Source organism: Leifsonia sp. NPDC058194 (assembly GCF_042883605.1).
In the GTDB taxonomy this organism is placed as follows: domain Bacteria; phylum Actinomycetota; class Actinomycetes; order Actinomycetales; family Microbacteriaceae; genus Leifsonia.
Map to the genome: position 1 here is coordinate 154,922 of NZ_JBHVVL010000002.1, position 23,159 is coordinate 178,080.

Annotated in this window: 24 protein-coding genes; 7 read left to right on the forward strand and 17 right to left on the reverse strand. The window is 72.6% G+C overall.

Annotated features, from left to right (window positions below):
• Nucleotides 1–27 precede the first annotated feature (27 nt).
• Together ACFVU2_RS07495 and ACFVU2_RS07500 are read left to right on the forward strand one after the other, a co-directional pair.
• Nucleotides 28–1,005, forward strand: a complete 978-nt coding sequence (locus ACFVU2_RS07495) for a C-terminal binding protein (RefSeq protein ID WP_387872635.1) — start codon at nucleotides 28–30, stop codon at nucleotides 1,003–1,005.
• An 11-nt stretch (nucleotides 1,006–1,016) separates the two neighbouring features.
• On the forward strand, nucleotides 1,017–1,874 hold the full coding sequence (locus ACFVU2_RS07500) for a fumarylacetoacetate hydrolase family protein (RefSeq protein ID WP_387872637.1): 858 nt from the start codon (nucleotides 1,017–1,019) through the stop codon (nucleotides 1,872–1,874).
• On the opposite strand, the gene ACFVU2_RS07505 is transcribed toward ACFVU2_RS07500, so the two are convergent.
• Both ACFVU2_RS07505 and ACFVU2_RS07510 read right to left on the reverse strand, forming a co-directional pair.
• Nucleotides 1,871–2,788 carry an SMP-30/gluconolactonase/LRE family protein gene (locus ACFVU2_RS07505; protein WP_387872639.1) on the reverse strand — a complete coding sequence of 306 codons (918 nt, stop codon included), beginning with the start codon at nucleotides 2,786–2,788 and terminating at the stop codon, nucleotides 1,871–1,873. The genes ACFVU2_RS07500 and ACFVU2_RS07505 overlap by 4 nt on opposite strands.
• Before the next feature lie 70 nt (nucleotides 2,789–2,858).
• Nucleotides 2,859–3,650, reverse strand: a complete 792-nt coding sequence (locus ACFVU2_RS07510) for an alpha/beta fold hydrolase (RefSeq protein WP_387872641.1) — start codon at nucleotides 3,648–3,650, stop codon at nucleotides 2,859–2,861.
• A 179-nt stretch (nucleotides 3,651–3,829) separates the two neighbouring features.
• Here ACFVU2_RS07510 and ACFVU2_RS07515 point away from each other — a divergent pair, with 179 nt between their 5' ends.
• Nucleotides 3,830–4,435: a hypothetical protein gene (locus ACFVU2_RS07515; protein WP_387872642.1), complete on the forward strand. Its 606-nt coding sequence runs from the start codon at nucleotides 3,830–3,832 to the stop codon at nucleotides 4,433–4,435.
• A gap of 28 nt (nucleotides 4,436–4,463) precedes the next feature.
• Here ACFVU2_RS07515 and ACFVU2_RS07520 read toward each other — a convergent pair whose 3' ends face one another.
• The 5 genes from ACFVU2_RS07520 to ACFVU2_RS07540 form a co-directional block, all read right to left on the reverse strand.
• A complete protein-coding gene (locus tag ACFVU2_RS07520; protein ID WP_387872644.1) occupies nucleotides 4,464–6,413 on the reverse strand; it encodes a collagen binding domain-containing protein in 1,950 nt (649 codons plus the stop codon).
• 73 nt (nucleotides 6,414–6,486) lie between these two features.
• Nucleotides 6,487–6,684, reverse strand: a complete 198-nt coding sequence (locus ACFVU2_RS07525; protein ID WP_387872646.1) for a hypothetical protein — start codon at nucleotides 6,682–6,684, stop codon at nucleotides 6,487–6,489.
• Between the two features lie 42 nt (nucleotides 6,685–6,726).
• Nucleotides 6,727–8,103 (reverse strand): NtaA/DmoA family FMN-dependent monooxygenase, encoded by a 1,377-nt coding sequence (locus ACFVU2_RS07530; RefSeq protein WP_387872647.1) that lies wholly within the window; start codon nucleotides 8,101–8,103, stop codon nucleotides 6,727–6,729.
• Complete coding sequence (locus ACFVU2_RS07535; RefSeq protein WP_387872649.1) at nucleotides 8,100–9,215, reverse strand: LLM class flavin-dependent oxidoreductase; 1,116 nt, start codon at nucleotides 9,213–9,215, stop codon at nucleotides 8,100–8,102. The genes ACFVU2_RS07530 and ACFVU2_RS07535 overlap by 4 nt, the downstream gene beginning before the upstream one ends.
• Complete coding sequence (locus tag ACFVU2_RS07540) at nucleotides 9,212–10,045, reverse strand: DUF1684 domain-containing protein (RefSeq protein WP_387872651.1); 834 nt, start codon at nucleotides 10,043–10,045, stop codon at nucleotides 9,212–9,214. The genes ACFVU2_RS07535 and ACFVU2_RS07540 overlap by 4 nt, the downstream gene beginning before the upstream one ends.
• 138 nt (nucleotides 10,046–10,183) lie before the next feature.
• On the opposite strand from ACFVU2_RS07540, the gene ACFVU2_RS07545 reads away from it, so the two are divergent.
• Together ACFVU2_RS07545 and sufU are read left to right on the forward strand one after the other, a co-directional pair.
• Complete coding sequence (locus ACFVU2_RS07545) at nucleotides 10,184–11,461, forward strand: SufS family cysteine desulfurase (protein WP_387874368.1); 1,278 nt, start codon at nucleotides 10,184–10,186, stop codon at nucleotides 11,459–11,461.
• Nucleotides 11,458–11,901 carry a Fe-S cluster assembly sulfur transfer protein SufU gene (gene sufU / locus ACFVU2_RS07550; protein WP_387872653.1) on the forward strand — a complete coding sequence of 148 codons (444 nt, stop codon included), beginning with the start codon at nucleotides 11,458–11,460 and terminating at the stop codon, nucleotides 11,899–11,901. Before ACFVU2_RS07545 ends, sufU begins: the two co-directional genes overlap by 4 nt.
• A gap of 254 nt (nucleotides 11,902–12,155) precedes the next feature.
• On the opposite strand, the gene ACFVU2_RS07555 is transcribed toward sufU, so the two are convergent.
• The 5 genes from ACFVU2_RS07555 to ACFVU2_RS07575 all read right to left on the reverse strand — a co-directional run bounded on the left by ACFVU2_RS07555 (nucleotide 12,156) and on the right by ACFVU2_RS07575 (nucleotide 15,915).
• Entirely contained in the window at nucleotides 12,156–12,437 is a 282-nt protein-coding gene (locus ACFVU2_RS07555) for a hypothetical protein (protein ID WP_387872655.1), read from the reverse strand.
• 114 nt (nucleotides 12,438–12,551) lie between these two features.
• Nucleotides 12,552–13,571 (reverse strand): transporter substrate-binding domain-containing protein, encoded by a 1,020-nt coding sequence (locus ACFVU2_RS07560; RefSeq protein WP_387872657.1) that lies wholly within the window; start codon nucleotides 13,569–13,571, stop codon nucleotides 12,552–12,554.
• Between the two features lie 39 nt (nucleotides 13,572–13,610).
• Entirely contained in the window at nucleotides 13,611–14,399 is a 789-nt protein-coding gene (locus tag ACFVU2_RS07565) for an amino acid ABC transporter ATP-binding protein (RefSeq protein WP_387872658.1), read from the reverse strand.
• A complete protein-coding gene (locus ACFVU2_RS07570; RefSeq protein ID WP_387872660.1) occupies nucleotides 14,396–15,388 on the reverse strand; it encodes an amino acid ABC transporter permease in 993 nt (330 codons plus the stop codon). Before ACFVU2_RS07570 ends, ACFVU2_RS07565 begins: the two co-directional genes overlap by 4 nt.
• Nucleotides 15,385–15,915: a GNAT family N-acetyltransferase gene (locus tag ACFVU2_RS07575; RefSeq protein ID WP_387872662.1), complete on the reverse strand. Its 531-nt coding sequence runs from the start codon at nucleotides 15,913–15,915 to the stop codon at nucleotides 15,385–15,387. The genes ACFVU2_RS07570 and ACFVU2_RS07575 overlap by 4 nt, the downstream gene beginning before the upstream one ends.
• Nucleotides 15,916–16,071: 156 nt before the next feature.
• Here ACFVU2_RS07575 and ACFVU2_RS07580 point away from each other — a divergent pair, with 156 nt between their 5' ends.
• Nucleotides 16,072–18,078: an FAD/NAD(P)-binding protein gene (locus tag ACFVU2_RS07580; RefSeq protein ID WP_387872663.1), complete on the forward strand. Its 2,007-nt coding sequence runs from the start codon at nucleotides 16,072–16,074 to the stop codon at nucleotides 18,076–18,078.
• On the opposite strand, the gene ACFVU2_RS07585 is transcribed toward ACFVU2_RS07580, so the two are convergent.
• The 4 genes from ACFVU2_RS07585 to ACFVU2_RS07600 form a co-directional block, all read right to left on the reverse strand.
• Nucleotides 17,972–18,727: an amino acid ABC transporter ATP-binding protein gene (locus ACFVU2_RS07585; protein ID WP_387872665.1), complete on the reverse strand. Its 756-nt coding sequence runs from the start codon at nucleotides 18,725–18,727 to the stop codon at nucleotides 17,972–17,974. The two genes, ACFVU2_RS07580 and ACFVU2_RS07585, sit on opposite strands and share 107 nt — an antisense overlap.
• Nucleotides 18,724–19,593, reverse strand: a complete 870-nt coding sequence (locus ACFVU2_RS07590) for an amino acid ABC transporter permease (protein WP_387872667.1) — start codon at nucleotides 19,591–19,593, stop codon at nucleotides 18,724–18,726. Before ACFVU2_RS07590 ends, ACFVU2_RS07585 begins: the two co-directional genes overlap by 4 nt.
• 21 nt (nucleotides 19,594–19,614) lie before the next feature.
• Nucleotides 19,615–20,463: an ABC transporter substrate-binding protein gene (locus tag ACFVU2_RS07595; RefSeq protein ID WP_387872669.1), complete on the reverse strand. Its 849-nt coding sequence runs from the start codon at nucleotides 20,461–20,463 to the stop codon at nucleotides 19,615–19,617.
• Between the two features lie 162 nt (nucleotides 20,464–20,625).
• Complete coding sequence (locus ACFVU2_RS07600) at nucleotides 20,626–21,120, reverse strand: MarR family winged helix-turn-helix transcriptional regulator (RefSeq protein ID WP_387872671.1); 495 nt, start codon at nucleotides 21,118–21,120, stop codon at nucleotides 20,626–20,628.
• A 39-nt stretch (nucleotides 21,121–21,159) separates the two neighbouring features.
• Here ACFVU2_RS07600 and ACFVU2_RS07605 point away from each other — a divergent pair, with 39 nt between their 5' ends.
• Nucleotides 21,160–22,077 (forward strand): DMT family transporter, encoded by a 918-nt coding sequence (locus ACFVU2_RS07605; protein ID WP_387872672.1) that lies wholly within the window; start codon nucleotides 21,160–21,162, stop codon nucleotides 22,075–22,077.
• Here ACFVU2_RS07605 and ACFVU2_RS07610 read toward each other — a convergent pair.
• Complete coding sequence (locus tag ACFVU2_RS07610) at nucleotides 21,987–22,955, reverse strand: Dyp-type peroxidase (RefSeq protein WP_387872673.1); 969 nt, start codon at nucleotides 22,953–22,955, stop codon at nucleotides 21,987–21,989. The two genes, ACFVU2_RS07605 and ACFVU2_RS07610, sit on opposite strands and share 91 nt — an antisense overlap.
• Between the last annotated feature and the right edge of the window lie 204 nt (nucleotides 22,956–23,159).

Genomic DNA, 23,159 nt, shown 5'->3' on the forward strand with positions numbered 1-23,159 from the left:
AACGCTAGATGCTATAGCGTTTTGGGCATGACTTCCGATCTCGTTGTGATCACCGACTGCGATCTGCCCGGCACCGCCGCCGACGACGCCCTGACCGCCGCCGGCCTGCGCGTGCGGCGGGCGGCCTCGGCGTCGGCCGCGGACATCGTCGCCGCCGCGGCCGACGCGTCCGCGCTCATCGTGCAGTGGGCGCCGATCACGGCCGACCTGCTCGACCTCCTCCCGAACCTCCGGTTCATCAGCAGACTCGGGATCGGCTACGACATGATCGATGTCGAGGCGGCGACCGAGCGCGGCATCCTGGTCGCCAACACCCCCGCCTACTGCCTCGACGAGGTCGCGACGCACACACTGGCCATGATCCTCGCGCTCGGCCGCGGGCTGGTCGGGTACGACCGAGCGGTGCGGGCGGGCGAGTGGTCGGCGGTGGATGCGCGGCCCATGGGCTTCCGTCCGGCGGCGACGACCGTGTCCGTCATCGGCTACGGCCGTATCGGTTCGCTGGTCGCACGGCGCTGCGCCGCACTCGGCTTCCATGTCGTGGTCGCAGACCCCCTGGTGCCCGATGCGGACATCCTCGCCGACGGGCTCGAGCCCGCTCCGCTGGCCGACGCGATCGCGCGCGCGGACGTGCTGACCGTGCACGCGCCGCTCACCGAAGCGACCCGGCACCTCGTCGACGCCGCGGCGATCGGCACGATGAAGCCGAGCGCCGTGATCGTCAACACGTGCCGCGGGCCGCTCGTCGACGAGGTGGCGCTCGCCGATGCCCTGGAGGCGGGACGACTGGCGGGTGCGGCGATCGACGTGTTCGAGAACGAGCCGCTGCCCGCGTCGAGCAGGCTCCGGGGCCTGGAGAGCGTGCTGCTCACCCCCCACGCCGCGTGGTACTCGCCGCAGGCTCTCCTCGACCTGCCGCTCCACGCGGCGGACAACGTCATCGACCACCGGGCGGGGCGACCCGTGCCCGCCGTCGTCAACAGGGCCGCGGTCGCGGCAGACTGAAGGGACCTCCGATGCGATTCCTGCGCCTGGGCCCCGCCGGGGCCGAACGTCCGTTCGTCCGCTCCGAGGGTCGGCTCTACGAGCTCGACCTCATCGCTCCCGACATCGACCCGGCATTCTTCGCGTCGGACGGCGTGGCACGGACCATGGTCGCGCTCCAAGCCCGTGAGCTGCCCGAGGCGGCTCCCGGGGCCGCTGCGCTGCGCATCGGACCGCCGGTGACGCGTCCCGCCGCGATCGTGTGCATCGGCCAGAACTACGCCGCCCACGCGGCCGAGTCGGGCGCGGCGCCGCCGGAGCACCCGATCGTCTTCTTCAAGCACCCGAACACGCTGGTCGGCCCGAACGACGAGATCCTCCTGCCGCCGGGGGCGGAGAAGGTCGACTGGGAGGTCGAACTCGCCGTCGTGATCGGCCGCCGGGCGCGCTACCTCGACACCGACGAGCAGGCGGAGGCGTGCATCGCCGGCTTCGCCGTCTCGAACGACGTCTCCGAGCGGGCCTGGCAGCTCGACGTCTCGGGCGGCCAGTGGTCGAAGGGCAAGAGCGCAGAGACGTTCAACCCGTTCGGTCCCGAGCTGGTCACCCCTGACGAGGTCGACCACACTCGTCTGCGTCTCTCGTCCTGGGTCGACGACGCACCGCGACAGGACTCGTCGACCGCCGACCTGATCTTCGGTGTCGCGGCGCTCATCCGCGACCTCAGCCAGCACCTCGTGCTGGAGCCCGGCGACATCGTGAGCACCGGCACCCCCCAGGGCGTCGCGCTCTCGGGGCGCTTCCCGTACCTGGTGGAGGGGAACACGGTCCGCGTCGCGATCGAAGGACTCGGGGAGCAGCGCAGCCCGGTGCGGCGCGCGGTCCGCTAGCCGGCGCGGTACTCGGGCTGCGGGAGGCCGCGGGCCTCCACCTCGACGGTGAACAGGGCGCCCGAGGCGGGGGAGCCGGCGAGCTCGGCGGCATCGAGCCCCTCTCGCGCCGTCGTGATCACGAGTGTGCGCAGCTCCGGCCCGGCGAAGGTCAGGCTGGAGGTGTGGGGTGCGTCGACGGCGACCGTGTCGACGACGTTTCCGGAGGCGTCGTAGCGGCGCACCTCCCCGGCGCCCCAGAAGGCGATCCAGAGCAGCCCGTCGGCGTCGGCGCACATCCCGTCGGGCATCCCGCCCACCAGCTCGCGACCGGTGAGGTGCGCTCGGCGCTGACTGGTCGCGCCGGTGCCGACGTCGTAGTCGCGCGCCCAGACGGTCGAGGTGAGGGTGTCCACGGAGTACAGCGTCCGGCCGTCCGGCGACCAGCAGAGTCCGTTCGACAGCAGCAGGTCGTTGTCGAGCACACGGACCTGCCTGCCGTCGACCTGGACGAGAGACTCCGGCCCCTCTCCGCCGTCGAAGGGGTGCGTTCCGACGAGGAGTCGGCCGGCGGGGTCCACGGCGGCGTCGTTCGTGCGGCTGGCGACGCCGGCCGGCACCACCAGCGCGCCCTGCTCGACGCCGGCGTGCGCGCCGTCGTCCGTCCCGTCGTCTGCCCCGCCCGGGGCCAGCAGGATGCGGTCGCGCGCGACGACCGCCAGACGGCCGTCCTGCACGGGCAGCACCGCCCCGACGGGGCCGGCGAACGCGCGACTGCCCGTGACCGTGATGCCGTCGCCGTCGAGGCGCCCGGTGAGCACCGTCCCGGCGAGGATGTCCACCCACAGCAGCCGGTCGCGCGGGCCGTCCCAGACGGGCCCCTCCGCGAGCTCGTACGTCTCGGTCGTGGCGCGACGGGCGCGGTAGAGGGTCATGCTCCGATCCTGGCAGAGCCGGCCGCGGCCCCGGGCCCCGTCAGGCCATCCCTGTCAGGCCGATCCACTGTCAGGCCGATCCACTGACGAACTGCGTCAGCACCGGGCCGTTCGCGTCGGGCTGCACGTCATGGGTCTGGTCGGGGAGCGCGACGTACTGCCCGTCGGCCGCCTCGGCGGCGATCGTGTGCGCCCCGTAGTGCAGGAACGCCGGGCTGGCGGCGCCGGCGATCCCGAGCACCGGCACGCGGAGGGCCGCGACGATCTCGTCGGGCACGAGCGAGTCGCCGAGGGCCGCGTCGTCGTACGCCAGCGTCGGCGCGAGCGCGGTGGTCGCCGGCCAGTGGGGCGACTGCCGGAGGCCGGGGAGCTGCTCCTCGGGAACGCCCACCCGGCGGAAGAACAGCTCGACCGCTGCGTCCCGATCCCCGCGAGCGAGGGCGTCGCCGAGTGCGGCGGTGTAGGCCAGCGCCGGAGCCTGGGCCTCCTCCGGCAGGTACGGCGGCTCGTACACCGCCAGTCGGGTGACGGTGTCGGCGCCGAGCGCGGCGGCCGCGGTGAGGGCGAGCGCCCCGCCCGACGAGAACCCGACGACGGCCGCCGAACCGCCCTCCGCGTCGATCAGTGCTGCGATGTCCTCGATCTCGCGCTCGACCGCGAACGGCAGCGTGTCGCCGCTCTCCCCGCGGCCGCGCCGGTCGTAGACGACGACGGTGAGGCGCCCGGCGAGGGCGGCCGCGATCTCGCGAGAGCGGCCACCCGCACGGTAGGCGGAGGCTCCGTCGACGAGCACGATCGTCGGTCCGGAGCCGACGGTCTCGTACGCGATCGTCGTGCCGTCGGCCGAGGAGACGGTGGGCATGGGAGGCTCCTTCCTCGCGCGCAGGGGCGCGCGGAGCGATCACGGCCGAGTCTAGGCAGCCTCCCGCGCCACCACCAGAGCCGGTGGCCGGGTCCCTCTCCCGCAGGCTGCGCTGCGCGGGTAGTGTGGCCCCACACGGTCCGTCCCTGCACCCGAGCGGCGGACGGATGGGGGTGTTCATGAGGTTCTTCCCCGAGCGCGAGCAGCGCTCTGCGGACCGCCGCGGCGCGCAGCGGGACCGCTCCCCGCGGTGGTCGCGCCCGCCCGAGGACGAGCTGCCGCATGCGCTGGGCGAGACGGCCGTGCTCGCCACGACGGAGAACCTGGCCCTGCTGCTCTGCGGGGTGCGCGCCTATTCCGACGGCGCCCTGTTCCTGGTCGAGTGGAGGCTGCGCCGGCTCGACGAGGACGACGCCGCCTGGGCATCGCTCGTGCGGCGGGTCGGCGGTCCGCGCCTGCCGGGCGAGCAGGAACTGGGCTCCTTGCGTCTCGGGGTGCAGCTGGCCGACGGCGAGAGGCTCGTGGCCGACGGCGACTCGTGGTGGCTGCCCGGCGAGCTCTCCGAACCCGACCGGCACGTCCTCGGCATGGCGAATTGGAGCGGTGGCGGCAGTGACGACACGCAGATATTCGCGGGCGACCTCTGGCTCTGGCCGCTGCCGCCCGAGGGGCCTCTGACGCTGGCCTGGGAGTGGCCGGCATTCGGTCTGACCGAAGGGACCAGGGAGCTGTCCGGGGGGCTCATCCGGGCCGCCGCGGGTCGCGCGCGCCCGATCTGGGAGTGAGGTCCTAACGGGCTGAGATCGGCGGCCGTCAGCCGCGGCCGGAACGGATCCGTCGCGACCGCCGGGTGCCGAGCAGCAGTGCGGCTCCGCCGAGACCGAGGAGGGCGGCAGCGGCCGCGAGCGGGGCGCCGCCCGCCGAGCCGGTGTCCGCCAGTCGGTCCGTCGTCGACCCGTCGGAGGCCGAGGAGACGCCGTCCGTCCCTCCCGCCGGCGGTGTCGGTGCGACGGGGACGGCCGTGACCGCGAAGTCCTGGCCGGTCACGGCGTCGCCCGCGTCGGTGATCGTGACGGCCCGCGTGAGCGGGCCTGCCGCCGTGTAGCCGTCCGGCAGGGTGAGGGTGATCGTATAGTCGCCCGGCGGGAGGTCGCCCAGGCCGTAGGTCCCGTCTCCGGCGGTCGTGATGGTCGCTGTGCCGTCCGGTCCGGCGATCGCGACGGCGGCTCCGGCGACAGGGCCGGTCCCGGCCGTCACGGCCCCGGCGAGCGATCCGGTCTTGGCGAGGGCGAAGTCCACTCCGGTGACGTCGGTCGCCGCCACGGTCGCGTCGCGTTCCGCGGGCCCGCTGACGAGGTATCCCTCGGGTGCGGCGACGGTCACCGTGTACGCCCCGGGGCCGACCTTCGGCAGCGAGTAGGTGCCGTCCGCGCCCGTGACCGTGCTGACGGTGCCGTCCGGCCCGGTCGCGCTGATCACGACGCCCGCGACGGGTCCGGCCGCATCGGTGACCGTCCCGCCGAGGCTCGGATTCTCGCGGACGGTGAAGTCGACTCCCATGATCGGCGTCTCCGACCCCGGCGGGACGGTGACGGGTTGCCCGGGCGTGACGACGGTGTATCCGGCCGGGACGCCGGTCACCTCCACCGTGTACGGGCCGACCGCGGCGTGGTCGAACAGGTACCCGCCGTCCGGGCCGGTGATCGTCGTGACGCCGGGCGCGAGCTGGACGGTCGCTCCGGGTACCGGGTTGCCGCCGGTGTCGCGCACCGTGCCTCCGATCGCCACCGGCACGATCACGTGCATGGCGAAGTCGGCGACCGCGTCGGTCGCCGAGAGGTCGGCGGGCCGCGACAGCGGGGTGTCCGCGATCCATCCCGAGGGAGGTGTGATCGACACGGTGTACCCGGAGGTCGCCTGCACCCCCGGGAACGCGTAGGAGCCGTCGGGCCCGGACGTGGTGGTGCCGACGACGGTTCCGTTCGCGTCGGTCAGCGTCAGGGTCGCGCCCGCGGGGCTGCTCGCGTCCGTCGTCGACACCGTTCCGGTGATGTCCCGGGCGAGGGAGGCGAACCACGTCTGATAGACGGGGAATCCCGAGCGCTGGGTGTAGACGAACGTCAGGGCCGAGATCGGGGTGTTCGGTTCGAACCAGCCGGCGGCTCCGTTGGTGTCGGTGGCGGTCGGGTTGCCGGTGAGCGTCTGCGTCCCGGCGTCCCACGACGGGATGTCGGTCGCGGATCCCGTGCACGAAGGCTTGCCGGCGACCCCCGGGGCGCAGTAGTTGAACCCGCCGTTGAAGCCGAGCTGCGCGGCGGTCAGGGCGGTGCCGTCCGGGCCGACGGCACGGACCTGCACCTTGTCGGCGTCGATGTCGCCGAGCACGAACGTCCATCCCGAGGTCGGGGTCGGCTCGGCGAACGAGTAGGTGGTCGTCGAGGGCGAGGCCGCGTTGTCGGCCTTGGGCCGCAGGTTGAGATAGGAACGGCCCTGGCTGGACCCGTACTTCGCACCGACCGGTGTGCCCTGCCCCAGCCAGGTCGAGGCGCCCGAGATGACACCGATCTGCCCGGTCCGGGAGTCGGTGGCGACCGTCGCCGTCATCGGCGGGGTGTTCGCGACCTGCACGGTGTACGCGGTCGGGCTCGTGGTGCCCCATCCCGCCCACAGGCCGGTGGTCGCGGCGGAGGCCGGAGTCGCGGCGACGAGCGGCAGAAGGGCGAGGGCCGCGACTGTCGTGAGAACCGGCAAGCGAGAGCGCACGACGCGACGGTACGCCCCGGCCTCCGGCCTGTCCAGCAGGGCGGGAGAGCCCGACGGGATGCGCGCCTCGCGGTCAGCGGCCGTGGCGCCTGCGGATGCCGAACCCCAGGAGCACGGCGCCGCCGATCGCGACGAGCACCCCGGCGCCGCGGACGAGCCACTGAACCTGCCCGAGAGCCGCGTCGACCAGGAGCGGCACGGCCAGGCCGAGGGCGATGAGCGCGATGCCGGCGATGAAGAACCAGGGGGAGCCGTTCGTGCGTTCGACCATTCACACAGCCTACCGAGCGGCACGCCCCGTGGCAGTCCGGCCTCAGGCGCTCTGGGCGGCCCTCTCGCGCCTGGTCAGCGGCGGGCGGAGCCCCAGGTTCTCCCGCAGGGTGGTCCCGGCGTACTCCGTCGGGTAGATGCCGCGCTCCTGGAGCTCGGGCACGAGCAGGTCGACGATGTCGTCGAGACCGGAGGGGATCAGCCAGGGCGTGATGTTGAACCCGTCGACGATGCCCGCATCCGCGTAGCGCTGGAGGGTCGCGGCGACCGAGCCGGCGCTGCCGACGAAGCCGCGCGTCGAGTTGAGCGCGATGACGAGGTCGCGGATGGAGAGCCCCTCGGCCTCCGACCGTTCGCGCCAGGCGTCGGCCGTCGTCTTCGCCTGCGCCGCGCGGAAGGCGGTCCCGCGCGTCTCGCCCGTCGTCTCCTGCACCGGGTCGAACGCGGGCAGCGGTCCGTCCGGATCGAGCGCGGAGAGGTCGGTGCCCCAGATGTTCTCGATGAAGGCGATCGCCGTCTGCGGGGAGATCTGGGCGCGGCGCAGCCAGCGCGCCTTCTCCTCCGCCTCGGCGTCGGTGTCCGCGATCACGAACTCCTGACCGGGGAAGATCTTCAGGTCGTTCGCGGGCCGGCCGGCCTTCAGGGTGCGCTGCCGGATGTCGGCGGCGAAGGCCTCCGCCGCGTCGAAGGCGCTGTGCGCGGAGAAGATGACGTCGGCCTGCCGTGCGGCGAAGTCCCGGCCGTCGGGGGAGTCCCCGGCCTGGAACAGCACCGGGTGGCCCTGTGGACTGCGGGGGAGGCGCGTGGCGGCCTCGGCGGCGTAGTGCGCGGTCTGGGCCGTGACCGTGGCCGAGGTGTGACCGGACGGTCCGTGGTGCGACCAGGTCGCGGCGTCGGGGGACTCCGCGATCTCGGCGTCCCACGCGTCCCACAGTGCCTTGGCGGCGACGACGACCGCTTCGGCGTGCGTGTACCGGTCGGCATGATCGAGGTAGCCGCCGCGACGGAAGTTCGCGCCGGTCCACGCGTTGTCCGTCGTCACGATGTTCCAGGCCGCGCGGCCTCCCGACAGCAGGTCCAGGCTGTTCAGACGATGCGCCAGGTCGAACGGGTCGTTGTAGGTCGTGTTCTGCGTGGCGACGAGCCCGATCCGCTCGGTCACGGCCGCCAGGGCGGCCAGCTGCGTCTGCGCGTCCGGCCGGCCCGCGACGTCGAGCTGATGCAGTCGTCCCAGGTGCTCGCGCAGCCGGAGCCCCTCGCCGAGGAAGAAGGCGGAGAAGAGCCCGCGCTCGGCGGTCTGCGCCACGCGGCGGAAGCTCTCGAAGTCGATCTGCGACCCGCTCGCCGGGTCCGACCACACGGTGCTGAAGTTGACGCCCTGGAAGAACACGCCGAAGCGGAGGACGGTGGGCGCGGTCATGCTGACTCCTCGAGTCGGTCGGCGGATCCGGGGAGGCGGGCGGCCTCCGGGAGTCCCAGGGTGGTGCGGAGGGTGTCGCCCGCCCGCGGCGTCGCGACGGGGATGCGCGCGCGCAGGGCGGGGACGACGGCGCGGCCGAGCTCCTCCAGATCGACGTCGAGCACGGCCGGATGGAGGCGGACGCCGTCGACGACGGTGGCGAGCGCCGCGAGGAGCTCGACGAGGGCGGGAGCGGCGCCGGTGAAGCGCGCGCGTGTCCGTGCCCACGGCGCGTGCGCGTCGAGGGCGGCGACGCGGGAGGCCGCGGGGACGCCGGCGGCGTCGAGGGCGACCTCGAGGTCCAGCACCGCGAGGCCCGTGCCGCGGGAACGCAGGGTGGAGGCGAGGGCGGAGGCTGCCGAGACGAGCTCGTCGGGATCCCCGGACACGACGTCGAACAGTGCGACGTCGAGGTCGATGCGCTCGGCCAGTGCGGCTGACCCGAACACCGGCAGGAGGCCCTGCGGCGGCCGGGGGACGATCGACGGACCGATCACCCGGTAGTCGTCGCCGTCGAAGTGGATGTGGCGCACTCGTTCGCGGTCCAAGTACCGTCCGGTCGGGACGTCCGCGATGACCGCGTCGGGCTCCCACGAGAGCCAGAGCCGTCGCGAGACCTCGACGGCGTCGGCCGCACGGTCGGCTGCCGTCGACGACGGCACCGCGGGACGGCCGAAGGCGGCGGCGGCACGCGCATCGGCGTCGGCCGCGACCAGCCAGCCTCCCCGGCCGTGCGAGGCGTAATCGAGGCTCGCCAGCTGGGTGCCGATGTGGAACGGCTCTCCGTAGACGCCGTGCACGGTCGGGACGATCCCGAGCGCTGAGGTGAGCGGGGCGACATACGCCGCGCGCAGCACCGCGTCGAGCCGCGCCTGCGGTCCGGCGGCGTCGGCCGGCGCGACCGGGGCGTCGTCGAAGGTGGCGAAGGCGAAACCCGCGCGCTCGGCGAGCTGCGCACGGTCGGCGACGACGCGCCCCGTCACCAGCTCGGCCGGGGTGTGCGCCGATGCGCGCCAGGCGGCGGGATGCGCCCCGTCGCCGTCCAGCTCGACACCGAGGACGAGGCCGGTCATGCGTCGGCCCGCTCTCCGCCGCGCTCGACCGGGATGCGCTCGCCGGCCGTCACCGCGAAGGGGAGCCGGTTGCCGGCGGGCGGCAGCGGGCAGGTCGCGAAGTCGGTGTACGCGCACGGCAGGTTGACCGCGCGGGTGAAGTCGAGCACGACGGAGCCGTCCGCAGCGGGTGCGGCCACACCGAGCGACCGGTTCGCGGCGTACGTGGTCACGCCGCTCGTCGCGTCCAGGAACAGCACCAGCAGGGAGCCGGGGGTGCGGCCGTCGAAGGCGATCAGGCGGTGCTCGGCGCCGTCGTGCTCGAACACGACCTCGCCGGGAGCGGCGTACACATGCTCGAGGCCCTCGGCGGCCGAGCCGACCGTCACCTCCCGGGGCTCGTCGAACGGCTCGAAGCGGCCGGCGACCGCCCAGCGCTCGTCCGGCGCGTACGTCGGGGTGCCCGCGTACGAGGTCCGCAGCGCGGCGTCGGGGTGGCGGGGCCGCACGATGTCGGAACCGCCGCGGCGGGCGACTTCGACGACGGCGTCGCCGAACGCCGCGGTCCGCTGATCCCGCTCGGCGATCGGGCCGAACGCGTACCGGCCGGTCACCGGTGCTCCGTCGACGATGAGCTCCTCGCCCTCGCCCAGCAGGACGACCGGGCCGTCCTCGCCCGTCGACCAGGCGCCGGGCACGTCGTCGAAACGCTCGGGCTCCGCTGCCAGCCAGCGGAGGGAGGTGACGGCGAGGAACCCGTGGGCGTCGGCGCGCGCGGTCTCGTGCGCGTCGTGCCAGGCGGTCCACGCGGCAGTGAAGGCGGTGGTGTCGGTCTCGGTTGCGATGCTCATGGCGCAGGACGCTACCCGCCGGGCACCGGGGGTCGGCAAGGGCCGCCGACACGCGGCGTAACCCCCGTCACGCGGGGTCACGCGGGTTGCATGACGCACGGCGGGATTGCAGGAGCCGCTTGTATGGTTGAGGACCGTATGCGCACCGACATCCTCGACACGGCCCGCCTGCGCGCGGACTTCCCGATCCTCGCCCGCGAGGTGATCGGCCACCCCTTCGTCTACCTCGACTCCGGGGCCACCTCCCAGAAGCCGCGGCAGGTGCTCGACGCCGAACGCGCGTTCGCCGAGACGTACACGTCGGCGGTCCACCGCGGCGCCCACACGGTCGCCGGCGAGGCCACCGAGCTGTTCGAGCAGGCCCGCGAGCGGGTGGCCCGCTTCATCGGCGCCCGCCCTGACGAGCTGGTCTGGACCTCCAACGCCACCGAGGGGCTCAACCTGATCGCGTACGGGATGTCGAACGCCTCCCTCGGCCGTGGCGGCCCGGAAGCCGCGCGGTTCCGGCTCGGCCCGGGCGACGAGATCGTCGCGACCGAGGCCGAGCACCACGCCAACCTCATCCCCTGGCAGGAGCTCGCCGCCCGCACCGGCGCGACCCTCCGGATCATCGGCCTCCACGACGACGGCACCCTGCGCCTCGACCAGGCCGCCGAGCTGATCGGCCCGCGCACGCGCGTCGTCGCATTCGCCCACGTCTCCAACGTGCTCGGCGCCGTCGCCCCGGTGGAGGAGCTGGTCGCCCTCGCCCACGAGCACGGCGCCCTCGTCGTCCTCGACGCGTGCCAGTCCGTCCCGCACCTCCCCGTCGACGTCGCCGCGCTCGACGTCGACTTCGCCGTGTTCTCGGGCCACAAGATGCTCGGCCCGACCGGAGTCGGGGCGCTCTACGGGCGCGCCGGCCTGCTCGACGCCCTCCCGCCGTTCCTCACCGGCGGCTCCATGATCACGACCGTCACGCTCGAGAGCGCCGAGTACCTCCCGGCGCCGCAGCGCTTCGAGGCCGGCACGCAGCGGGTCTCGCAGGCGGTGGCGCTCGCCGCGGCCGTCGACTACCTCGATGCGGTCGGCATGGCGGCCATCGCCGAGCACGAGGAGGCCCTCGGCGGCCGCATGCTCGCAGCACTCGGCGAGATCCCCGGGGTGCGGGTGCTCGGCCCCGGTGCCGGCACCCCGCGCGTCGGCCTCGCCAGCTTCGTCGTCGAGGGCATCCACTCGCACGACGTCGGGCAGTTCCTCGACGACCGCGGAATCGCCGTGCGCGTCGGCCACCACTGCGCCCAGCCCGTGCACCGGCGTTTCGGCGCCACCGCGAGCACGCGTATCAGCACCTACCTGTACAACACCGCGGACGAGGTGGATGCGGCCGTCGCCGCCGTCGCCGATGCCCGCGCCTTCTTCGGAGTGGCCGCATGACCTCCAGCGATCTGCAGAACCTCTACCAGCAGGTGATCCTCGATCACGCGCGCGAGAAGCACGGCTACGGCCTGCGCGACGACGCCGCGGCGAGCTCGCACCAGCTCAACCCCACCTGTGGCGACGAGGTGACGGTCGGCGTGCATCCCGGCGCCGACGGCCGCATCGCCGCGATCAGCTGGGAGGGCCACGGCTGCTCGATCTCGACCGCGTCGGCGTCCCTCCTGAGCGACCTCGTGGACGACGTCGACCGCGAGCAGCTCGGGACGGCGGTGGCCGCGTTCCGCGAGCTCATGCAGTCCAAGGGCGCGCTCGAGGGCGACGACGAGCTGCTCGGCGACGCGGTCGCCCTGGCGGGCGTCTCGAAGTACGTCACGCGCATCAAGTGCGCCATGCTGCCCTGGGTGGCCCTCGAGGACGCCCTCCTCAAGTCCGCCTGACCGCGCGCTAACGCGTCACCGAGCCGCACGCCTCGACGGCCGAGCGGCTATCGGAGGAGATCCGGGTGCGAAACTCGGGATCCCCCTCCGGTGCCGGTCTCCGGCCGGCGTGTCGCCCGTGATCTCCTCCGTTGCCGCTCCCGTGTATCCAGCGGAGGAGAACCAGGCGGAACACGGCACGAATCGCGGGTAACGGAGGAGATGCGGGCGGGCTGGGCCGATCGGTCCTCCGCTGCGGCGTGGCTTCTCGCGCGCTAGGGGACAGGGGCCAGGTCCACTTCGTCGGCGATCGCCTCGAGGGCGGAGGGCAGCGACGGGAAAGTCGTGCCGTAGATGAGGCCGGAGGGGCCTGCGGCCGTCCACGCGGCCGAGCCGCGCTCGACGGTCCCGACCAGGTAGCGCTTGTGGCCGCCGAGCACCTGGCGCTGCGCGATGGGCAGGGTCAGGGGGAACGCGTACACGTCGCCCTGGGGGCTGACGACCAGCTCCCACCGGGCCTTGCCGGGATTGAATTTACTCGTGAAGATGCGCGACATGATCGAACCGTTTCTACCCTCCTGACGGGGTCGGCCGCCATGTACATGACGACCTGTTGCAGACGGCCCGGCCGCACGGTGCGATGATCCGTGCGGCCGGTCCGTCCGCGGGGGTCACTCGTTGCTGAGCGGGAGTCCTGCCGGGTTGACCTCGGAGGTCGTGACCGACTCGTTCTCGAGGTTGTAGGCCTTCAGGACCTTCGCGTACTGACCGTGCTCGATCACGTAGTTGAACGCCTCCGCGACGGGTTCGGCGAGGCCGCTGCCCTTCTTCGAGGTGGCGGCGATGAGTCCCTTTACCGTCTCACCCGCACCCGAGAAGGTGCCCGCCGTGCGGATCGGGTTGGCGGTCTTGGCCGCCTGGGTCTCCTGGTAGGCGACGGAGGGGTTGGGCGTGAAGTACGCGTCGATCTTGCCCGAGTTGAGGGCGAGGAAGACCGTGTTCGCGTCCGGGTAGTACTTGATGTCGAGCGTCTTGCCCTCCGCCTGGAGCTTCTGCTGCCACTCGAGCAGGATCTTCTCCTGGTTGGTGCCGCGGTCGGTCGCGACGGTCAGGCCGGCGAGGTTCTGGTAGTCGCCGTCGAACTCCCACGCGCTCTTCTTGGGCACCGCGAACGCGAGGATGTCCTGGCGGTAGGAGGCGAAGTCGTACTTCTGCTTGCGCTCCTCGGTCACGGTGATGTTCGAGAAGCCGGTGTCGATGGTGCCGTTGTCGATGCCGATGAACAGGTTCTGCCAGGTCGCGTTCTTGAACTCCGGCTCCAGCCCCAGCACCTTCGCGACGAGGCGCGCCAGGTCGGGGTCGGTGCCGGTGTACGTCTTCTGGTCGTCGCCGACGTAGGCGATCGGCGGGAAGCCGGACGGCAGGGCGCCGAGGCCGATGACGAGCTTGCCACTCTTCTTCACGCTCTCGGGGAGCTTGTCGCGGATGCTGTCCACCTGCTTCAGCTCGACGGTCGTCTCGGTGGCGACGCCGTTCGAGTGGGCGCCGATGGCGATGGAGTCGGAGCCGCCGCTGGTGCTGCTCGCCGACGCCTGTCCGGAGCAGGCCGCGAGGGAGGCGACGAGGGCGGTGGCGACGAGCGCGGCGGACACGATGGTCCGTCGGCGGCGCCGGGGGAGGTGCTGTGACATGGGTTCTCTCCAGGGGTGCGGGTTCGGTGTGGATGGTGTTCAGAGCACGCGGCTCAGGAACTCTCTGGTGCGCTTCTCGCGCGGGGCGTCGAGCACCTGGGACGGGGTGCCCTGCTCGACGACGACGCCCTCGTCGAGGAAGACGACGCGGTCGGCGACTTCGCGGGCGAAGCCGATCTCGTGGGTGACGACGACGAGCGTCGTGCCGCTGCCGGCGAGCGAGCGGATGACGGCGAGCACCTCGCCGACCAGCTCGGGGTCGAGGGCGCTGGTCGGCTCGTCGAAGAGCAGCACCTCCGGCTCCAGAGCCAGCGCGCGGGCGATCGCCACGCGCTGCTGCTGGCCGCCGGAGAGCTGACGCGGGTACGCCGACTCCTTCTCGGCCAGGCCGACGCGGTCCAGGAGGGCGCGGGCGCGTTCCCGGGCGGCGGCCGGCTGGACGCCCTGCGCGATCGGCGCCTCGGTGACGTTCTCGAGGATCGTGAGGTGCGGGAACAGGTTGAAGCTCTGGAAGACGAAGCCGATGCGGGCGCGCTGGGCGAGGATCCGCCGTTCGCTGAGCTCTTTCAGGCGTCCCCGGTGCACGTGCACGCCGATCAGCTCGCCGCCCACGACGACGTACCCTTCGTCGAGCGGCTCCAGATGGTTGATGGCGCGCAGCAGCGTGGACTTCCCCGAACCGGACGGCCCCAGGATGACCGTGACCGTCCCGGCCTCGATGGTGAGGTCGATCCCGCGCAGGACGGGCTTGTCGCCGAAGGCCTTGGTCGCGTTGGCGATCTCGATGCCGGCGCTCCCGATGCCGGCGCTCCCGATGCCGGCGCTCACAGGGCACCGTCCTGACGGTTGTTCGCCCAGCCGCGCAGCCGCTGAAAGGGCGTGGGCGGCAGAGCCCGGACCGAGCCGCGGGCGTAGTACCGCTCGATGTAGTACTGGATGGTCGAGACGATGCTGGTGAGCACGAGGTACCAGATCGTGGCGACCACGAGCAGCGGGATGATGTCGCCGGGATAGGTGCTCCCGATGCTCTGCACGACGCCGAAGAGGTCGAGGAGCGACACGTAGAACAGCAGGGAGCTCGCCTTGAGCAGCCCGATGATCTGGTTGACGTACGCCGGCACGATCGAGCGCAGCGCCTGCGGCATGATGACGCGGCGGAACTGCCGCCCGCGGGGGAGGCCGAGGGCCTTGGCGGCCTCCTGCTGGCCCGGGTCGACGGCGAGGACGCCGGCGCGGACGACTTCGGAGGCGTAGGCGATCTCGCTCAGGCTCAGGCCGATGACGCCGAGCGTGAGGTCCGACAGCACGGTCACCGTCGGCACCGTGATCTGCGGACCGAACGGGATCCCGATACCGATCGACGGATACAGGTTGCCGAGGTTGTACAGGAAGATCAGCACCAGGATGAGCGGCACCGATCGGAACAGCCACACGTAGAGCCAGCTCACCGAGTTGAGCACCGGATTCGGGGAGAGCCGGCCGAGAGCGATCACGACGCCGCCGACGAAGCTGACGACCGCGCTGATCGCGGTCGCCGTGAGGGTGAGCTGCAGACCGGTCAGGATCGCCGGGCTGAACAGCCATTTGCCGACCTTCGCCCACTCCCACGACGGGTTGGTGAAGAGCGACTGCCCGGCGTTGACGAGCAGCAGGACCACCAGCGCCGCGCCGATCCACCGGCCCGGGTGCCGGAGCGCGAGCACCGGGCGGTCCGCGAGCCGGCGGAGCTCGGCCGCGGACGGCAGGGGCGTGCGCGCCTCCGCGACGCCGGGGGTGGTGGCGACGCTGTCGACCGCCTCCGCCGCCGTCGTGCTCATCGTCGACCTCCCGTGGCCCGGGGCGCCGCGGCGGACAGGGTCTTCTCGAACGGATGGATGCCGACCTCCTCGGCGGGCAGCGCCGGGTCGTACAGGGGCGTGTACCCCGCCGCCAGGTACAGGGCCTTCGCCTCCGGCTGGCGCGGACCCGTGGTGAGGTAGACGCGGGTGTAACCGCGGCGCACGGCCTCCGCCTCCAGCTCGGCGACGACCAGGCGGCCGAGTCCCTCACGGCGATGCGCCGAGCTCGTCCAGATGCGCTTGAGCTCGGCGGTGCGCTCGTCGTAGCGCTTGAACGCGCCGCCGGCGATGGGCGCACCGGCGCGCAGCAGGAGCACGAAGGCCCCGTGCGGCGCCGCGAAATCCTCGGCGGGGTAGCGGCTCAGCTCGGTCGAGGCGCGCTCGCCGAAGAAGTCGCCGTACCGGGTGTCGTATTCGAGCTCGAGCTCGGCGAGGAGCGGGCGGGCCAGCTCGTCGGTGGCGTCGACGTAGCGGAACTCGTCAGCGATGACGGGGGATGCGGTCATCGACGGGCCTCCAATCGGATGGGGAGCGGAACGGTTGCCGACGACCGTATGGGCGGGCGTCAAGCGGGCGGGAGCTCCCGTTACGGATTGCGACGCGCGCGTCACACGGCGAAACGCAGGCTTGGCGCCCGGCGCCGGCCGCGGGACGCTGCTCGGATGCCGACCACCGATCCCATCGCCTCCGTCGCCCTCGTCGGGGCCGGTCCGCGTGCGGCGGGCTGGCTCGAGCGCTTCGCTGCGGCGCGGTCCGAGCGGGCCGATCCGCCGCCCGTGACGGTGCATCTCGTCGACCCGTTCCCGCCCGGTGCCGGACGCATCTGGCGCCGCGACCAGTCACCGCTGCTGAAGCTCAACTCGATGGTCGAGGACGTCACGATGTTCACGGACGACTCGTGCACCATCGCGGGCCCGGTCCGGCCGGGTCCGTCGCTTCTGGAATGGGTGGAGGGTGTGCGCGACGGCAGCATCGGCGACCTGCGCATCGACGACCCGATCGTGGCGGCCGAGCTGAGCGGGCTGGGCCGCGGCGACTTCCCGACGCGCCGGCTTCAGAGCCACTACCTCGACTGGTTCCTGCGCCGGGCGGTCGACGCGCTCGACGACGGCGTTTCGCTCGTGGTGCACCGCGACGCGGTGCGCGCCGTCGAGGGCGACGACGGGCCGCAGACCGTGCGCCTGGCCGGCGGTGGCAGCCTCACCGTCGACGGGGTCGTCTACGCGCTGGGCCACGCAGGGAGCGACCCGGTAGGGGATGCCGACCGGTTCTCCGCGTTCGCCGCCCGCCACGGCTTGGACTACCTCGCGCCGGCCTTCACCGCCGACGCCGATCTCGACGCGTTCGGCCCCGGCCGCACCGTCGCCGTCCGCGGCTTCGGGCTCGCGGCGGTCGACCTCCTCGTGCTCCTCACCGAGGGGCGCGGAGGCCGCTACTCGCGTGACGGCGACGGCGACGGCGGCGGCGTGCTGCGGTACACGCCGAGCGGGCTCGAGCCGCGACTGCTGATCGGCTCGCGCCGTGGCGTCCCGTACCGCTCGAAGATCTCGTCCCGGCTGGTCGGCGCCCCTCCGGCCCTCCACCATCTGACCCCGGAGGTCGTCGCGCACCTCGCGGCGTCACCCGAGCGACTCGACTTCCGGCGCGACGTCTGGCCGCTGATCGCACGCGAGCTCGTCCACGGCTACTACCGCGAGCTCTTCACCGGGCATCCCGAGCGCGTCCGCGTCGCGTGGCCGGAGTTCGAGACCGCCCTCGACCGCGTCGGCCCGGACGGCGACGAGTACCGCGCGCTCGTCTCCTCCGCCGTGCGGGATCAGGCCGACGAGCTGCATCTGGACGCCTTCGACCGCCCGCTCGACGGCCTGCGCTTCGACGACGCGGACGTGCTGCAGGAGTGGCTGCGCGGCCACTTGCGTGACGATCTGCATCGCCGCACCGACCAGGGTCACAGCGCCACGCTCGGTCTGTTCACGGCGCTGCTGCACGCATTGTTCGCGATCGCACCGCATCTCGCGGGGGAGTTGTGGACCGAGGAGTCCCGCCGCCGCGACGTGGTCGGCTGGTGGCCCGGCTACTTCAGCTACGTCGCCTCCGGCCCGCCCGGGCATCGCCTGGAAGAGCTCGTCGCCCTGTCCGAGGCGGGCATCGTCACCTTCGCCGGGGCCGGGATCCGCGTCGAGGCGGACGACGAGGCCGGCGTGTTCCGGATCGGCAGCGCGAGCGTCGCCGGCGAGACCGCGGTGACGGCGCTGATCGACGCCTGGCTGCCGGCGGCGTCGGCCGAGACGAGCGACGAGCCCGCATTGCGCGACCTCGTGGAGTCGCGGGCCGGGACGGTGCGCCACGGGCAGGTGCGCGTCTCCGAGGACGACTCGCGGCTGCTCCGCCCGAACGGCGAGCCGCATCCCGCGCGCTGGGCGATCGGCCCGTTCACCACCGCGCCCTTCGCCGGAGCCTTCTCCCGCCCGCGCACGAACGCGCTGGCCTTCCGCGAGAACGACCGGGTCGCCCTCTCCGTGCTCGACGCGCTGACGGCCTGGGCCGTTCGACAGGCAGCGGCTAGGGAGCCGACGGCGTCCAGCCCGAGAACCGCGCCAGGAACTCCTTCGTCCGCTGCTGCTGCGGTGCCCCGAACAACTGAGCCGGGGGCCCTGCCTCGGCGATGACGCCGTGGTCGAGGAACACGACGCGGTCGGCGACATCCCGGGCGAACGCCATCTCGTGCGTCGCCATGATGATCGTGGTGCCGCCGGCCTTGAGCTGCCGCACCAGCTCCAGCACTTCGCCGACGAGTTCCGGGTCGAGCGCGCTCGTCACCTCGTCGAGCAGCAGCAGCTCGGGATCGGTCGCGATCGCGCGGACGATCGCCGCACGCTGCTGTTGCCCGCCGGAGAGCCGGTCGGGGAACTCCTTCGCCTTGTCGCCCAGGCCGATCCCGTCGAGCAGGTCCCGCGCCCGCTGCTCCGCCTCGCGGCGCGGCACGTGGTGCACCCGGCGAGCGGCGAGCGTGACGTTGTCCAGCACCGAGAGGTGCGGGAACAGGTTGTAGTGCTGGAAGACGACGCCGATGCGTGCGCGCACCGCATCCGCGTCGGCCCGCGGGTCGCTGATGTCCTCGTCGCCGAGGTGGATCTGCCCGTCGTCGATCGGCTCCAGGAGGTTGATCGCGCGCAGGAGGGTCGACTTGCCGGACCCGCTGGCCCCGATCAGCGCCACCACCTCGTGCCGGTCGACCGTCAGGTCGATGCCCTGCAGCACCTCCGTCTCGCCGAACCGTTTGCGGACGCCTGCGAGCCGCAGCACCGCCGCGCTCATATGATGCTCCCGATCTGCTCACGGCGGCGCACGCGTGCCGAGTACCAGTCGGTCAGGCGGATCATCGGCAGGGCGAGCACGACGAACAGGAGGCCCGCCAGCACGTAGGGCGTGAAGTTGTAGGTCGCGGCCGTCTCGATCTGCGCGGCGCGCACGGCATCCACCGCGCCCAGGATGGAGATCAGGCCGACGTCCTTCTGCATCGCGACGAAGTCGTTCATCAGGGCGGGCGTCACCTTGCGGACCGCCTGCGGCAGGATCACCAGACGCAGGGTCTGGTAGTGGCTGAGTCCCAGGCCGCGCGCGGCCAGCCGCTGCGAGGGGTGGACCGCTTCGATGCCCGCCCGGAAGACCTCGGAGACGTAGGCGGAATAGACCAGGACGAGCGCGATGGTGCCCCAGAACTCGGGTGGCAGGCGCGGGAAGACCCCGAGCCCGGGGAGTCCGAAGCCCACCAGGTACAGCACGATGATGAGCGGGGTGCCGCGGAAGAGGTCGGTGTAGCCCGCCGCAAGGGCGCGCAACGGGAAGAAGATCGGCCCCCGCAACGTGCGGACCGTCGCGATGACGATGCTCACCACCAGCACGCCGAGAGCGGCGACGATCAGAACGCGGATGTTGAGCAGGAGTCCGTCGAACACTCGCGGCCACGCCTTCACCGCGACGGCCGGATCGAAGAAGGTCTGCTGCACGCTCGCCCATCCCGGCGTGTTGATCACGAAGAGCCAGGCCAGCACCGCGACCACGGCGGTGCTCGCCAGGCTGATCAGCACGGATCGCGTGGTCTGCGTGCGACGGTAGAGCCGGCGGTCGACCTCGACCGCGCTCGGGGCGGGCGCGGAGGCGGGGGGACGGGTGGTGCTCACCGTGGCGGGAGGGTCTCGGCGCTACTTCAGGACGGGCGCGTCGCCGTCGGCGGCCAGCCACTTCTCGGCCAGGGCGTCGAGCGTCCCGTCGGTGCGGAGCGCATCCACGGCCGCGGTCACCTTCGCCGTGAGCGGGCTGCCCTTCGGGAGCACCAGGCCGAACTGGTCGCCCTGCTGGCCGTCGACCTTCGGCAGCTGGCCGACGATCTTCCCGCCGGTGAGCTCGGCGTCGCGCAGGTAGAAGGCGGTGGGGAGGTCGACGACGATCGCGTCCACCTGCTTGTTCTCGAGGGCGAGCTTGGCGTCGTCGTTGGAGTTGAACGCCTGCACGCCGCCCGACGGGGCGATCTGCTTCTCGGCGGCGGCGAAGCTCGTCGTGCCGGTCTGCGCCCCGATGACGAGCGACTTCAGGTCGGCGAGCGAGGTCGCCTTCGATGCCGGCGACGCGTCGATCGTGACGACCGCCTGCGTCGTCTCGTAGTACGGAGACGAGAAGTCCACGGCCTTCTTGCGCTCAGCGGTGATCGAGAACTGCTGCAGGTTGAAGTCGAACGTCTTCGGGCCCGGTGCGATGGCCTGGTCGAAGGTGGTGCGCACCCAGGTGACGTCACCCGCGGCGAAGCCCAGCTTCTTCGCGACGGCGTAGGCGACGGCCGCCTCGAATCCCTTGCCGGACTGGGGCTTGTCGTCCTGCACCCAGGGAGCGTAGGCCGGTTCGGCGGTGCCGATCGTCAGCGTTCCGGCGGTCAGGTAGCCGGCATCGGCCGCGTCGCTGGAGGCGGATCCGGAGCCTGCGGAGCAGCCGGTCACGGCGAGGGCGGTCGCGGCGAGTGCGGCGGCGACGGCGAGAAGGCGGCGCGGACGGGACATGGCATCCTCCGAAGGTGGGGGCACTGGTGGTGAGGGACGACCAGCCTCGCGCACGCCTGCAATCCCGGCAACTTTCGGTCGCCGTGTTACGCGCGAGACGTGACTGGTTGCGGGTCCGCCCGCGCTCTGACCCGCAACGACTCACCTCTCGCGGCGTCGGCGTCAGGGTTCCAGGGTCGCCAGCCAGCGGGTGAGGATGCGCTCAAGGGCGGCCGCGTCGGCCGGGTCGAGCTCCTCCACCAGCCGCTTCTCGTTCGCCATGTGGGCGGTGAAGGCCGCGTCGATGGCCGTTCGACCCTGCGGGGTCAAGGCCACCACCCGGCCGCGTCCGTCGCCCTCGGCGGCGCGCCGCGCGACGAGACCGCTGCGTTCGAGGCGGTCGAGGCGTTTGGTCATGCCGCCGGTGGTGATCATCGTGTGCTCGGCGAGCTCGCCCGGGGTCCGTTCGTACGGTTCGCCCGCGCGCCGGAGGGCGGCGAGCACATCGAAGTCGCCTTCGCCCAGCCCGTGCTCGGCGTACACCGTCGCGAGCTCGTCGGTCAGCCGCGCGGCGACGCGGTGCAGCCGGCCGATGACGCCCTGCGGGGCGACGTCGAGGTCGGGGCGCTCGCGGCGCCACTCCTGCTGGATGCGGGAGACGTGATCGGGGTGCTCCATGTGTTCACAATACCTTCCACGGAAGCTAAAGTAGCTTCCATGGAAGCTAAATGGGGTTGGATCGCCCTCACCGCCGTCGCGCCGATCGCGTGGGGGTCGACCTACGTCGTTACCCGGGCCGTGCTCCCGGGCGAGCCGCTCTGGGGAGCCGTGCTGCGCGCACTCCCGGCGGGACTGCTCCTGCTGCTGGTCAGGAGGCGCGGGCCGCGGGGAGCGTGGTGGTGGCGGTCGGCGGTGCTCGGCATCCTCACCTCGGGCGGCTTCTTCGCGCTGGTCTACGCGGTGGCGCACCTCCTGCCCTCCGGGGTCGCCGCGACGGTGATGGCGGGGTCGCCGCTGGTGATGATGGCGCTGGCGTGGATCGTGCTGGGCCAGCGGCCACGCGTTCTGGCACTCGCGGGCGGGGTCGCGGGTGCGGCCGGGGTCGCGGTGATGCTGCTGGGCGCTGCGGACGGCGTCGATCCGCTGGGCGTCGTCGCGGCCGTCGCGGCCATGCTCCTGTCGTCCGCCGGCTACGTGCTCGCCACCCGCTGGGAGGGGGAGGTGGACGTGTTCTCGACGACCTCGTGGCAGCTCATCGCGGGCGGGCTGCTGATGCTGCCGCTCGCGCTCGTCGTCGAGGGGGCGCCTCCTGCGCTCGACGGGCCGGCGCTCGCCGGCTTCGCCTACGTGACGGTCATCGCGACGGCGGTCGCGTTCCTCGCCTGGTTCACCGGGCTGCGCCATCTGGGACCGTCGACGGTCGGTCTCATCGGCCTCCTGAACCCGGTCACCGGGGTGCTCCTCGGCGCGCTGATCGCCGGTGAGACGCTGACCGCGCGCCAGCTGCTCGGGCTGGGGATCGTGCTCGCCGGGATCGCGGTCGGTCAGTCGGCCAGCGCCTCCAGGAAGCCGCGCGTCGGGGCGAAGAACGTCGTGCCGGTCGCGGCGGTCGAGAAGTCGAGGATGCGGTCGTAGGAGCCGACCGGGTCTCCGACGAACATCCTCTCCAGCATCCGCTCGATCACCCACAGCGCGCGCGAGTAGCCGATGAAGTAGGTGCCGAACTCGGCCTGACCGGGCCGGCCGAACGGCATGTTGTCGCGCAGGATGTCGTGCTCGACGCCGTCCTCCCCGGTGATCGTGGCGAGCGTCTTGTGCGCCTTGCGGCCCTCCGTCACGTCGTCGAGCTCGACGTTGTCGATCTTGGTGCGGCCGATGACGGCCTCCTGATCCGGGACGCCGATCGCGTTCCAGGCGTCGAGGTCGTGCAGGTACTTCTGCACGACGACGTAGCTGCCGCCCGCGTGCACCGGGTCCTCGTCGCCGACGATCGAGGCGTCGTCCATCTCGGAGCCGGTCGGGTTCGCGGTGCCGTCGACGAAGCCGAGCAGGTCGCGCGAGTCGAAGTAGCGGAAGCCGGACACCTCGTCGACGACCGTCACGGAGTCGCCGAGCGCGGACAGCAGCAGGCGCTCGAACTCGAACGTGAAGTCGCCGCGCTCCGCCCGGATGTGGAACAGCAGGTCGCCCGGGGTCGAGACGGCCGTGTGGACCGGTCCCGCGATCTCCCGGAACGCATGCAGCTCGCGCGGCGGGGCGACGTCGGTGAGCCGCGGCCAGAGCGCTGCGCCGACGGCGACATTGCACGACAGATGGGCGTTCAGATCGCGGAAGCCGACGGTCTTCACCAGCCCGGAGAGATCGCCGAGGACGTCCTTCACCGTGCCGACGGCCTCCGGCGAATCACCCACCGTCACCACGAGGAACACGGCGGCGCGGGAGAGCGGCGCATCGACGCTCTGCGGCTCGATCGGGACACGCTGACGGCTGCGATCTGCGGTGGTGTCGGGCATGACGACCACTCTGCCGTATCACGTCCCCCGCCCGGAAGCCATTTGGCCTCGACCCCCGGGCGGCTGATAGCGTCGAAGAGCCCCGGTGTGCTCCGACAGCACGGAACGGGGCCGTGAACCCAGCCCGCGACCAGGGCGCGCGGCCGTCACCAGCGGCCCGCCCTGGACGTACGGTCGGCTGGGCGTGGGTGCACCCCGATGGTC